The sequence below is a fragment of the Haliscomenobacter sp. genome (assembly GCF_041740695.1).
Taxonomy (GTDB): domain Bacteria; phylum Bacteroidota; class Bacteroidia; order Chitinophagales; family Saprospiraceae; genus Haliscomenobacter.
Window position 1 is genome coordinate 1 of record NZ_JBGSLK010000097.1, and the last position, 11,734, is coordinate 11,734.

The 11,734-nt window shown below is 48.7% G+C and carries 9 protein-coding genes; 4 read left to right on the forward strand and 5 right to left on the reverse strand.

Annotation, left to right across the window (positions count from 1 at the left end; translation table 11 throughout):
- Positions 1-89 precede the first annotated feature (89 nt).
- The 3 genes from ACEW9O_RS19430 to ACEW9O_RS19440 all read right to left on the reverse strand — a co-directional run bounded on the left by ACEW9O_RS19430 (position 90) and on the right by ACEW9O_RS19440 (position 2,150).
- Positions 90-416: a HesB/IscA family protein gene (locus tag ACEW9O_RS19430; protein WP_373551856.1), complete on the reverse strand. Its 327-nt coding sequence runs from the start codon at positions 414-416 to the stop codon at positions 90-92.
- A 4-nt stretch (positions 417-420) separates the two neighbouring features.
- A complete protein-coding gene (gene iscU / locus ACEW9O_RS19435) occupies positions 421-834 on the reverse strand; it encodes a Fe-S cluster assembly scaffold IscU (protein WP_373551857.1) in 414 nt (137 codons plus the stop codon).
- 89 nt (positions 835-923) lie between these two features.
- Positions 924-2,150: an IscS subfamily cysteine desulfurase gene (locus ACEW9O_RS19440; protein WP_373551858.1), complete on the reverse strand. Its 1,227-nt coding sequence runs from the start codon at positions 2,148-2,150 to the stop codon at positions 924-926.
- A 225-nt stretch (positions 2,151-2,375) separates the two neighbouring features.
- Between ACEW9O_RS19440 and ACEW9O_RS19445 the strand changes: the two genes are divergently transcribed.
- Both ACEW9O_RS19445 and ACEW9O_RS19450 read left to right on the forward strand, forming a co-directional pair.
- On the forward strand, positions 2,376-3,761 hold the full coding sequence (locus ACEW9O_RS19445) for a Gfo/Idh/MocA family protein (protein WP_373551859.1): 1,386 nt from the start codon (positions 2,376-2,378) through the stop codon (positions 3,759-3,761).
- Between the two features lie 163 nt (positions 3,762-3,924).
- Positions 3,925-5,004, forward strand: coding sequence for a methylmalonyl-CoA mutase family protein (locus ACEW9O_RS19450; protein ID WP_373551860.1), 1,080 nt, complete (start codon positions 3,925-3,927; stop codon positions 5,002-5,004).
- 297 nt (positions 5,005-5,301) lie between these two features.
- On the opposite strand, the gene ACEW9O_RS19455 is transcribed toward ACEW9O_RS19450, so the two are convergent.
- Positions 5,302-6,477, reverse strand: coding sequence for an exo-beta-N-acetylmuramidase NamZ domain-containing protein (locus ACEW9O_RS19455; protein WP_373551861.1), 1,176 nt, complete (start codon positions 6,475-6,477; stop codon positions 5,302-5,304).
- A gap of 195 nt (positions 6,478-6,672) precedes the next feature.
- Here ACEW9O_RS19455 and ACEW9O_RS19460 point away from each other — a divergent pair, with 195 nt between their 5' ends.
- Positions 6,673-7,146, forward strand: coding sequence for a DUF1566 domain-containing protein (locus ACEW9O_RS19460; RefSeq protein WP_373551862.1), 474 nt, complete (start codon positions 6,673-6,675; stop codon positions 7,144-7,146).
- Positions 7,147-7,205: 59 nt separating this feature from the next.
- On the opposite strand, the gene ACEW9O_RS19465 is transcribed toward ACEW9O_RS19460, so the two are convergent.
- Positions 7,206-10,319, reverse strand: a complete 3,114-nt coding sequence (locus ACEW9O_RS19465) for a WD40/YVTN/BNR-like repeat-containing protein (protein ID WP_373551863.1) — start codon at positions 10,317-10,319, stop codon at positions 7,206-7,208.
- A 433-nt stretch (positions 10,320-10,752) separates the two neighbouring features.
- Here ACEW9O_RS19465 and ACEW9O_RS19470 point away from each other — a divergent pair, with 433 nt between their 5' ends.
- A complete protein-coding gene (locus ACEW9O_RS19470) occupies positions 10,753-11,637 on the forward strand; it encodes a hypothetical protein (RefSeq protein ID WP_373551864.1) in 885 nt (294 codons plus the stop codon).
- Positions 11,638-11,734 lie beyond the last annotated feature (97 nt).

Sequence of the window (11,734 nt, forward strand, 5' to 3'; positions counted from 1 at the left end):
CTACCGCGAGCGACTTAGACAAGGATATTGTCAAAATCGCTCGCGGTAGCCTCAACCTTCTCAACCTCCCTCAACTTTCTAAACCTCTACTAAACTGCAAAGCTCTCCCCACACCCACAAGTGCGCGCAGCATTGGGGTTGTTGAAGAAAAAGCCCTTACCTTCCAGACCACCCGAAAACTCGAGGGTGGAATTGAAGAGGTACAAAAAGCTCTTCAGATCGGTTACCACTTTGATGCCGTTGTCTTCAAAAACTTGATCGTTGGCTTTGGATTCATTATCAAAATCCATATTGTAACTCAAGCCAGAACAACCGCCACTGGTAACGGATACCCGCACAAAGAAATCTTCGCCCAACTTACCTTGTGAGCGAATTTCTGAAATTCTTTCTTTGGCACTCTCAGCTACAAAAAGCATATTCTTAGTGTGTTTTTTCAGCAAGTGCTACCTCAATGCCGTTTTTTTGCTGGTAATCAGCAATTGCACTGCGGATGGCATCTTCAGCCAATACTGAACAGTGAATTTTAACCGGTGGCAAAGCCAGCTCTTCTACGATGGTCATGTTGTCGATGGTCAAAGCCTGATCGATGGTTTTTCCCTTCAGCCATTCAGTAGCCAGAGAAGAAGAAGCAATCGCCGAGCCGCAACCAAAGGTTTTGAACTTCGCGTCCACAATGGTGCTGGTCGCAGGATCTACTTCAATTTGCAGGCGCATTACGTCACCACATTCGGGTGCACCAACCAAGCCAGTACCTACGGTTGTTTTACTTTTGTCCAAGGTTCCTACGTTGCGTGGATGTTGGAAGTGTTCGAGGACTTTATCGGAATATGCCATAATCTTAGCGTTTTTTTATAAGTTAAATAGTGGGGCAAAAATAAGTGTTCATTTTTCTTGAGCCAAAGGAACACTTATTTTTTGTCGCCCTAGTGTTCGCTCCACTGAACGGAGTTCAGGTCGATTCCTTCTTTGTACATTTCCCAAATCGGGCTCAAGTCGCGCATGTGGTTTACCCCTTCGCTCACTTTTTCGATCACGTAGTCGATGTCTTCTTCCGAAGTGAATCGGCCAAGGCTGAAACGCAGTGAAGAGTGTGCCAAATCATCTCCCAAGCCCAGGGCTACCAGTACATAAGACGGCTCCAAAGAGGCCGAGGTACAGGCAGAACCCGAAGAAAGGGCAATGTTTTGGTTAAAAGTCATCATCAAACCTTCTCCTTCTACGTGTTTGAAGGAGATATTGGTCACGTGTGGCATGCGGTGTTCGCGGCTGCCATTCACATAAATTTCTTCCAAATTGTCCTGGAAAGCTTTTTCCAAACGGTCGCGCATTTTGCTCAGGCGGGCTGCATCTTGGTGCATTTCCGCTTTGGCAATTTCGGCTGCTTTGCCAAAACCAACGATGCCTGGTACGTTCAATGTACCCGAACGCATGCCGCGCTCGTGACCACCACCGTCCATTTGAGCCGTTACCTTTACGCGTGGGCCTTTCCGGCTCACGTACAAAGCACCTACACCTTTAGGGCCGTACATTTTGTGAGAAGTAAAGGCCATCAAGTGTACCCCCATTGCTTTAGGGTCAACGGGAATTTTGCCCACCGCTTGTACAGCATCACTGAAGAACAAAACCCCTTTGCGTGCGCACAATTCACCGATTTCTTTGATCGGTTGGATCACGCCGGTTTCGTTGTTGGCCCACATGATCGACACCAGAATAGTACTGGGTTTCATGGCAGCTTCCAACTCGGCTAGGTCGATCAAACCTTCAGAATTGACCTGGAGGTAAGTTACTTCCGCCCCCTCTTTCTCCAATTTTTTACAAGTATCCAACACCGCTTTGTGCTCCGTAGTTGCAGTAATGATGTGGTTGCCTTTGCTGGCATACATCTCGAATACCCCTTTGATCGCCAAGTTGTCGGACTCGGTTGCTCCTGAGGTGAAGATGATTTCTTTAGGATCGACGTTGATCAACGCGGCAAGCTGTTCGCGAGCATAATCTACTGCTTCTTCTGCTTCCCAGCCAAAAGGGTGGTTACGACTGGCCGCATTCCCCGGCATCTGATAAAAATAGGGCAACATTGCCTCCACCACCCGTGGGTCGGTGGGAGTTGTAGCGTTGTTGTCCACGTACACGCGGCGTGTATCCTTGGTCATGATCTAAGTTTATTTAGATTGAATCTAATCTTATTGAAACTGACACAAAGATAACGATTGGCGGGGAAAAAAGTTCTAATCGAGTAAAAAATCATTGCAAGTGGAAAACTTTTCTTTAAGGAAGCAAAGCTTTTTTAATTCAAAGGTATTTATTGCGGCGTTGCGTTTATTTTTACCTAGATTTTGACTTGTACTGAATTTTTTAGCAAAAAATATGCTCTCACCATGTCATCAACAACTTCTCGTCGCAAGTTTCTCAAAATGTCTTCACTTGCAGCTGGCGCAGGATTCCTGCCCAATACTGAAATTATTGGCGCACCGAATCTACGCAAGGGCCCTTTGGTAGATAAAGTGCGCATCGGTTTCATCGGCACGGGTATGCGAGGCCGCAACCACGTAGAACTCGCGCTGCTCCGCAAAGACTGTGAAGTAGTGGCCATTTGTGACATCGATCCCAAGGCCATCGCGGAGACTCAAAAAATGATCAGCGAGGCGAAAAAACCTGCGGCTGCGGTTTATGGCGACAAAGGCGAGCGCGATTTCCTGCGCATGCTGGACAAACAAAAACTGGACGCGGTGATTATTGCTACCCCCTGGGAATGGCATACTGAGCAGTCGATAGCTTGTATGAAACGGGGCATTTATGTGGGCAGCGAAGTGTGTGGTGGTTTTTCCCTTGATGAATGTTGGGAACTGGTCAACGCACACGAAGAAACCGGATCGCACCTGTTTTTCCTCGAAAACGTCTGTTACCGCCGCGACATCATGGCAGTCTTGAACATGGTACGGCAGGAAATGTTTGGCGAAATCCTACACCTGGAAGGGGGCTATCAGCATGACCTGCGCGAAGTAAAATTCAACGATGGAGTGAATCCTTATGGCGGCGGGGTGGAATTCGGCGACAAAGGTTTCAGTGAGGCCAAATGGCGCACCACGCACTCTCTTCACCGCAACGGCGACCTCGACCCTACCCACGGCATCGGCCCGGTAGCCATGATGGTCGACATCAACCGGGGCAATCGCTTCGTGCACCTGACTTCCACCGCTTCCAAACCCCGTGCCTTGAATGAGTACGTGGCCAAACACCCCAAAGGTGGCCCCAATCACCCCAACGCCAACCTCGAATGGAAATTAGGCGATATAGTGACAAGTGTCATCAAATGTAATAATGGTGAAACCATAATTTTGAGCCACGATACCAACGCCCCGCGGCCCTATTCACTCGGTTTCCGGGTGCAAGGCACCAAAGGGATTTGGATGGACGTCAACAAGTCACTTTACATCGAAGGCACCAGCCCCAAGGCCCACGCCTGGGAAAAAGCGGATGATTACCTCACGAAGTACGATCACCCGCTGTGGAAGCGTTACGAAAATGACGCCCAAGGCGCAGGGCACGGTGGCATGGACTTTTTTGTGCTCAACTCTTTCATCGAGTGCGTGAAGCAAAATGCCCCCGCCCAAATCGACGTGTACGACGCGGCAACTTGGCTGGCGATCACCCCGCTGTCGGAAGCGAGTATCTCTACCGGCAGTTCCGCCCAGACTTTCCCCGACTTTACGCGGGGGCGCTGGATGAAGAAGAAAAATGATTTTGCCACAGGCAATTATTAAAGATGAGAGATGAGAGATGAGAGATGCTACCGCAGCGTTTTTGACGATGACCTTGTCTAAGTCTCTGCGGCAGCATCTTTCATCTTTCATCTCTCATCTTTCATCTCTCATCTTTCATCTCTCATCTTTCATCTCTCATCTTTCATCTCTCATCTTTCACGCTATGTTTCCAGAAACCCGTTACGCCGATTGGCGCCAACAACTCGAAAAAGACCTCAAAGGCAAACCCTGGACCGATTTGCAATGGCACCTGGGTGATGATATTGTGGTCGATCCATTTTACCATCCCGATCAGTATTTCCCCCAACGTTTGCCCTTGCTGGCTGGACAGGGAAAAACCCATTGGGCCATTGGAGAATCCCTGAAAGTTGGCGAACTCAAGTTGGGCAATCAAGAGATATTAGCGGCGCTCGAGGGTGGGGCGGAAGCATTGGAGCTGAGCATCACCAGCCCAATGACTACCGAGGATTGGGCAATTTTGCTGGAAAACGTGCAACTGGAGTACATCGCGCTGAATCTGGTTTTGCAGCAGGTGGGACAGGAGCCAAACGTTTTTCTGAACAACTTGCAGGGCTATTTGACGGGCCAGGGTTTTGCAATCGAAAAACTGCACGGTTCGGTGGATTTTGGCCAAACAACTGTTCCTATTGCTACGCTGCAAAAATACTTGCCGGGCTTTAAACTCGGTGTCGTCAATGGACTTGCCCTGCACCAGGGTCATGCGGCGAGTACGCAAGAGTTGGCTGGCTTGTTGCAAATGGGTGAAGCTTATTTGGCAAACGCTTCGGATGCCGAGCTGGAGACAGTCGCACAAATCATCCTGTTCAAAGTTGCAGTTGGCAAAAGTTATTTTGTAGAAATCGCCAAATTGCGGGCTTTGCACATCCTCTGGTTCAATGTGCTGAAAGCGTACGGAGTACAAAATCCTGTGGTCACCATCGCCGCTCATTTTGCGCCAGAATCACAGGATGAAAACAGCAATACCAACCTGATTCGGGCAGCTACCCAGGCCATGTCGGCCATCATTGGCGGCGCACAGGAATTATATGTCCTACCATCCAATGTTGGTGCAGGCGAGTCCCCTACCCCATTCACGCGGCGGATTGCACGCAATGTGCAACACCTGCTGCGGCAGGAGAGTTACCTGGACAAGGTGCAAGACCCGGCGGCGGGGAGTTTTTACATTGAAAAATTGACGGAGGAATTGGCGGAGAAGGCGTGGAAGGTTTTTCAGCAACAGTAGGTTTGGATTATTAACTCACTTACGCATTTTATTTACCGCAGAGTTTCACAGAGTACACGCAGAGTTTCGCGGAGTTTTTTAGTTTTAAGGAGTTTGCCACCTGCGGTGGCTGGAGTTAGGGCTCCAGGGAAATCTTGCTTAAGATCAAGTGTAATGGATTTGATAACGAGTAACGACCAGCCTTCAGCAAAGGCGACCTCTGAGGCCTCTTGGCACCGCAGGTGCCCTAAAAACTCTGTGAAACTCTGCGTGTACTCTGTGAAACTCTGCGGTAAATAAAATGCGTGATGTGAGTCATTAATAAAGTAAAAATGCTTCCGTCCTCTCCCTCCAATCACTCACTCTCGTCAATTCCTCAATTTGACTAAAAAACTGATCAACATCATCTTCCAATGTCTCACGTACTTTTGTCGTACCCGTCAGTAAATCAAAATGCCGTGCCCCTGTTTTATTGACATGGGTCGGATAATTCGCCCATTGAAGTTGCTCAGGGTACAGTTTTTTCAACAGCCCCACCAGGTATAAACCCACATAAACCGGGCGAAAAACAGGTGCATCCAGCACATGCAACATAATGCCTTGGCAGACTTGATTTTTGTACGAACCTTCACTTGGCGTAAACGAAAACGGTCGTGCTTTCACCCCATCCAAACCACAGTCATTAAAAGCCCTGGCCAAAACAAAGCCATTCATCCAAGGCGCGCCACATACCCGAAACGGGAATGTGGTGCCCCGCCCTTCACTCACATTTAAACCTTCCAAAAAACACAAAGCCGGGTAAGTCAACAAAGTTTCTATACTCGAAATCGCTGGCGAGCTCGGCACAAAAGGCAGTTTCAAATCCTGGAAAAACTGCTCACGTTTCCAGTGTTGGACTTGATAAACACTCAGATCCAGCGCCTCACTAAAACGTTCCTTTTGCCAAAACAAGGCCAACTCTCCGATGCTCAGACTGTGCCGAATGGGCATGCGCCAGCGGCCAATAAACGAGGCAGCTCGGGTTTCATCCAGCATCGGGCCTTCGGCCAGGGCCAGATTACCACTGAGGGGATTGGGTCGGTCCAAAACGACTAAAGGCACCCGGGCTACATGGCAGGCTTCCATTAGGTAGGAAAGCGTCCAGATGTAGGTGTAAAAGCGTACTCCAATATCGGGTAAATCAAACAAAATGCCATCCAGATCTTCCAAAACCTCAGCAGGTGGGCGCAAGTTATCACCGTATAAACTAAACACGGGTAAGCCGGTCAAAGCATCGGTTTGATGGGCCATCAGGGCGCCATCCGCCCCGATGACTTGCAGGCCATGTTCGGGCGAAAAGAGGCGAACCAACTGAAAACCATGGTTCAATAAAGCCTGGCGCACGGGTACAAAATCACGGGTAAAAACCGCATCATTGGTCACTAAACCCCAACGTTTGGTTTTGTCTTGCTGCGTTTGCAAAAAGTGAACAATACCGAAGGTAATCCGAGCCATTTATCCTCAAAAATTAAGTGTTGAAAAAAACCAACGCTCCCTAATGTGTATGTACGAGTTTGTTTAAAAATTTTTAGACATGTTCTTAATTTCGGTTTATTTTATAGGATGAGTAACTTATGGCTCGAATTTTTCCGAGCAGTTCGGTCTTTTTAATTGAAAAACTTTTTTAAGGCAAACAAAAATTCAACCTCTATGAAAAACTTGATCCTTCAAGTAATTTTTATTTTGTCACCATTGTCAATCATCGCTCAGACCTACGCAGTTGGGGATTTTGTCCATGGTGGCATTGTATTTTCGGTGGACAAAAGTGGGCAACACGGTTTGGTCTGTTCAAAATTTGACGTCCTTCAATTTACGGATTGGGATGAAGCGGTCAAAAGATGTGCCACGTTCTTTCAGGTTACCAACAATGGAGTCTTTCTCAAAGAATGGCGACTTCCCACCAAAGAAGAACTGAATCAGATTTACGAAAAAAGAAGCGAGATTGATTCAACCGCAATTGCCAATGGTGGCGAAGCTTTTGAAAAGGATCTGGGCTTGTATTATTGGTCTTCTACTGAAATCGGTACGACTCATGCATGGTTACAATCCTTTGCTTTTGGTTTCCAAACCATGATGAGCAAAGGCAGTAACTCCTTCAACGTACGAGCTGTACGGGCCTTTTAAATAAGATGTGAATAGATGCCAGTTATCCATTCACATCTTTGCCAAAATTTAGACATGCTTCAAGGCTTCTTCCACACCGCCTTTTTCCACAAAGCCGAGTTCAACACCCCCTGATAAGCCGCCTGCGCAGCCTCCAGTTTCCCTTTGGTCAACTGATGCACCTCCACCTGCTGATCCGTCGGCGGATGATCCCCACTGGCTACCAGTAGCTCCTTGCCAATCGCCAAAAAACGCTCCAGCACCCCCACCGGGTTGCGGAAGTTATCCTGCCGAGCACCCGTTTGTTTCAGGTCGAGCAAGCCGCTTTCGATTTGGTACAATTGCTCTTCCAGAGCGAGCAGGTCTTTTTTTACCTCCGCCGATTTTTCCCGGGCGCTGGCCTTTTGCAGATCAGCGCGTTGTTTTTCGATGTCTTCAATCAATTTGACCGTGGCTTTGAGGTCGCGGTTCAGTTGCAGGCCAAAGCTGTATTGCTTTTGGATGTCGGCATCATTGCCCTTTACGTTCGGATCGTTGCGCAGCTCCAGGATTTGCTCCTGTTTTTTGCCATTCGCCACATACACCACGCGGTACTTGCCTGCTGGCGCCAGTGGCGCATTCATGCCTGGCTGCATGTCCAAATCCCAGGGGTAAATGTTGCGCTCGCCGTTTTTGTCCAATTCCACCCAGTCCTTGTCGCGGGGTTTGGTGCGGAGTTTGGGCAAACGGGCGGGTTCTGGCCGCAAATCCCAGTTGGTCCGCTGGATGCCCGCTTTGTTGACGGTTTTTAACTTGCGCAAGGTATCGCCCTGTAGGCTCAGCACCAGCAGTTCTGCCGTTTTTTGCAAGGTATCTTTTTGGTAATAATTGATCAATGCACCGTAAGTAGGGTTTTGACCCGAAAAAGAGTCGCCATCCGCGTGGGTACCCAATACGCGCTGGAAGCGATACGCTGGCCTCAGACTGAACAAGTGGCTTTCGGCCTTTTGCACCTCGGCGCTGAATTGGCGAATGGGCGTCAGGTCGTCCAGGATGTAAAACCCCCGCCCGTAAGTGCCGAGCACCAGATCGCCAAAGTGTTTTTGCACCGCAATGCCGTACACTGCCACGGGAGGCAGGTTGTTGCGCAGGCGTTGCCAGCTTTTGCCGTCATTGGGCGAAAAGTAGAGGGCATTGTCGGTGCCGCAGTACAACAAGCCTCGGAGGGCCGGGTCTTCGCGAATTTGGAACACGGTGCTGGATTGATTCTGGGGCAAATCGCCGATGATCTTCGTCCAGCTTTTGCCATAATCGCTGGTTTTAAAGATGTAGGACTGGGTGTTGCCCACGTACAAAAAGCGGTAGGATACGTAGCAGGTTCCTGCTTCAAAGTTAGAGGGTTCGATGCAGGAAACACTGCCGCCCGCGGGCAGTCCGGGCAGGTTTTTAGTCAGGTTTTCCCAGGTTTTACCACCGTCGCGGGTGAGTTGCAAGAGGCCGTCGTTGGTGCCTACCCAAAGGATGCCTTCTTTGACCGGTGATTCGGCCATGTTCAGGGTGGTGCAACCATCCCAGGTATAGAGGTTGTCGTAGGCGATACCGCCAGAATTGTCCATTTTTTTGGGGTCAGCCGTGGTCAGATCCGGACTGATCACTTGCCAGGACTGCCCGCTGTTGGTGGTCTGGTGGATGTACTGGCTGCCCACCCACACGGTGTTCGGGCGGTGGCGCGAGAGCACCATGGGAAAGTTCCAGTGCCAGCGGTATTTCACGTTTTGGGGGTTCCAGCCATATTGGGTTTCGGGCCAGGGGCGTACGTCGCGCGCGATGCCCGTACGCAGGTCGGTCACATCCAGACCACCGTCGTAGCAACCCGACCAAACGAGGCTGGGATTGAAGGGGTCGACCTGGGCAAAGCCCGACTCGCAGCCGCCCACAAATTGCCAGGCACTGGTAGGAATGCTCCCGCTGCGGCTGTTGCTGGGGCCGTAATAGGAATAGCCGTCCTGGCGATTGCCGAGCACGTGGTAGGGGATCATGCTATCCACTGCCACATGGTAGAGCTGGGCGATGGGCAGGTTGACGTTTTTCCAGGTTTTGCCGCCGTTCATAGTCATGTTCATGCAGCCATCGTGGGCGACCATTTGGCGCTGCGGATTTTTGGGGTCAAACCACATGTCGTGGCAATCGCCGCCCATGGCCCAGGGACTGCCTTCACCCGTAACCCAGGACTTGCCGCCGTCTTTGGACCTGGAGATGTTGACACAGATGGTGTACACCTCATCGGCATTGCCCGTGGAGACCCGCACCCGGGTGTAGTAGGGTGCACGTTGCGCCATGGAATGGTCTTTTTTGACCAGGGTCCAGCTGTTGCCGCCATTGTCGGAGCGGTAGAGGCAGGGCTCCTTGTCTTCGATCAGGGCGTACACCACGTTGGAATTGCTGGGGGCGATGCACACGGAGGTTTTGCCGACCGGGTGCTTTTCTCCAAAGGGGATGCCGCGGGTGTTCATGGGCTCCCAGGTTTTGCCCGCGTCAGTCGAACGGTAAATGCCGCTGGAGGGGCCGCCAGAGTTGAGCCCCCAGGTTTTGATGTCGACCTGCCACATGGCGGCGAAGAGGATGGATGGGTTGTTGGCATCGATTTCGATCTCGTTGCAACCTGTGGATTCGTTCAGAAAAAAGACCCGCGCCCATGTTTTGCCGCCATCGCTGGTTTTGTACACGCCGCGCTCCTGCTGGGGCGCATGGGTATTGCCCATGGCGGCCACGAAGATGGTGTTGGTATCGGTAGGGTGCACCACAATGCGCCCAATGCGCCCGGTTTTTTCCAGCCCTAAGTGCTTCCAGGTTTTGCCCGCATCGGAAGACTTGTACACTCCATTGCCCAGCGGGTGCGCGGGCCGAATGACAAAGGTCTCGCCGGTGCCGCACCAGATTTGATTGGGGTTGCTGGGGGCAATGGCCAGGGAACCGATGGCAGCAACGTCTTGATCGTCAAAAATGGGCCGCCAGTTGAGGCCGCCATCTTCGGTTTTGAAGATGCCACCCGAGGCTGCACCGACGTAGGCGACCATGGGGTTGCCGGGCTCGCCGACGACGGCGGAGGCGCGGTTGCCGTCGACGCCGAGGAAGCGGAAGGGGAGGTTGGAGAAGGTTTGGGCGAATGAAAGGGTGGTAAAAAGGAGGAGGAGAAGGGTGAGGTGGTGACGCATGTTTTTTTTGGTTTTTTGTGGGGGAAAAATAGGGAGTTTTTGGGAAATGGTTGTCCTTTCTTACGATGTAGCGAATGCCGTCTATCACTTGACGTAAGTCAATCTTCCTTATTCTTTCCAGCTTCAAAAAATTTGATGCCTTCCTGCTGGGAGTCAAGGAGTTGCTTATGCCGCTCAACCATCTATTTCGTATTTTTCTACGAAAAAGATAGCAGTGGGTTTTGTTAGGCTTTATCTTTTTTAATCATACATTTAAGGATAAAAATTAAACTAGAGTTAGTATTATTGCACAGAATTTATCGCGTGAAAAGCCCCAAAAGCCTTGTACTAATAATACATAATTGGTCATCCCGCTTATTGGTCTCTGCTTCATGTGGAACTTTGGAAGCAGAGACCAATATGAATAGCAGAACCGTTAATAATTTAATTCGCCATGTCCAAGAAAGCTATTGATATAATGCTCTGGGAAGAAGGGTTTTATCCGTTCTCTTTTAAATTCGATCTAAAAAAATCTATTAATAGTCATAAAAAAGATCTGGAATTACTCGAATTCGATTCAACCTCTGAATCCATACTTAAACATTCTCAATATTTTAATTTATATTTCAAGGCTATTTGCAAAGCCCTAGAAAAAACTTTAAGCAAATCGCGTCTACATAAATCTCTTTTCATTGAATTGATTATAGCGGACTTAAATAGATCTGAGTTATTAGTCTCTGAACATACGAAACGCACATTGTCATCAAGAAGTTCATTAGATATAGACTCTCTATCAAATATTTACATTCAAAAATCCGAATTTCAAAACACGACAGAATCCTCATGGGGTTTAATAGACTCTGCAATTGATACAGCTATATTGAATCTCAACTACTTAAAATATGTCAAATTCAGTGAGGAGGAAAAAATAAATAATGAATTAGAGCAAGTTGATATAATAAAAAATTTAAGCACAATTGGGTCATCTTATAATGTGATAAAACAGGAGTATGACAGAATAATATGGGGAGGCTATAAGATTGAAAACGAAGGCTCTACTATAAAATTGATATTCGATTCCTATCATTTAATGCTCTCTAATGCTGCATTAACAAGGTTATCACGAAATATTGCATCCACACAGTATGGACTAATATACTCTCCTGATAGTTACGCAGATACGATAAAGTTTTATAATAAAACACGAAAATTTCAAGAAATAAAATCAGTTGAAAAAACTGAAGACAAATTGACAATAAAATATCAAGCAAAGAAAAAAAAACCATCATACTCTTATTTAGAGCCTGTAAAAAATTACGTTTTTCTCAATATGAGATGAATGTTAGCAATCAAAACAAAAGTCTCACTAGTTCTGGTGTCGGCTTCGTAATCAAGGGAGAGCCTTCTTGACCACATGAGCCAAGAAATCGTCCTCT

What these genes read in the sequence shown, in the direction of transcription:
- ACEW9O_RS19455 (WP_373551861.1), bottom strand. Translation starts at nt 6,477, where the DNA reads ATGGCTCGGATTACCTTCGGTATTGTTCACTTTTTGCAAACGCAGCAA.
- ACEW9O_RS19450 (WP_373551860.1), top strand. Translation starts at nt 3,925, where the DNA reads ATGTTTCCAGAAACCCGTTACGCCGATTGGCGCCAACAACTCGAAAAA.
- ACEW9O_RS19465 (WP_373551863.1), bottom strand. Translation starts at nt 10,319, where the DNA reads ATGCGTCACCACCTCACCCTTCTCCTCCTCCTTTTTACCACCCTTTCA.
- ACEW9O_RS19445 (WP_373551859.1), top strand. Translation starts at nt 2,376, where the DNA reads ATGTCATCAACAACTTCTCGTCGCAAGTTTCTCAAAATGTCTTCACTT.
- ACEW9O_RS19460 (WP_373551862.1), top strand. Translation starts at nt 6,673, where the DNA reads ATGAAAAACTTGATCCTTCAAGTAATTTTTATTTTGTCACCATTGTCA.
- ACEW9O_RS19430 (WP_373551856.1), bottom strand. Translation starts at nt 416, where the DNA reads ATGCTTTTTGTAGCTGAGAGTGCCAAAGAAAGAATTTCAGAAATTCGC.
- ACEW9O_RS19470 (WP_373551864.1), top strand. Translation starts at nt 10,753, where the DNA reads ATGTCCAAGAAAGCTATTGATATAATGCTCTGGGAAGAAGGGTTTTAT.
- iscU (WP_373551857.1), bottom strand. Translation starts at nt 834, where the DNA reads ATGGCATATTCCGATAAAGTCCTCGAACACTTCCAACATCCACGCAAC.
- ACEW9O_RS19440 (WP_373551858.1), bottom strand. Translation starts at nt 2,150, where the DNA reads ATGACCAAGGATACACGCCGCGTGTACGTGGACAACAACGCTACAACT.